1 protein-coding gene is annotated in these 260 nt (G+C 36.2%); it reads right to left on the bottom strand.

Annotated features, from left to right (window positions below; genetic code table 11):
* On the bottom strand, positions 1-249 hold a 249-nt coding region (locus AOA59_RS27850; RefSeq protein ID WP_256593136.1), incomplete at its 3' end, for a Mur ligase family protein.
* Positions 250-260: the final 11 nt, after the last annotated feature.

Here is a 260-nt window from a genome sequence, read left to right as displayed (position 1 = left end):
GGCTAGGCCATTAGGTTTCAATTTATCAAAAAGCTTCCTTTTAGCATGATAGTAATTCTCTATCGTTAAATGATAATCAAGATGATCTCTAGTGAAATTAGTGAATAAGCAGTAATCAAACGCAATACCTTCCACGCGGAACTGGTCAATTCCATGCGAAGATACTCCCATAATCACTACAGGATCATTACTTCTAAATAACAATTCATTCAATACCAAACTGCTAGGTGTCGTGTTAGTTGTACTCACTACTTCTCCAT

Source organism: Pseudomonas sp. 2822-15 (assembly GCF_002742515.1).
Classification (GTDB): Bacteria; Pseudomonadota; Gammaproteobacteria; order Pseudomonadales; family Pseudomonadaceae; genus Aquipseudomonas; species Aquipseudomonas salomonii.
Note: the sequence above shows the minus strand (reverse complement) of the source record. Positions and strands in the feature narration are given on the sequence as shown.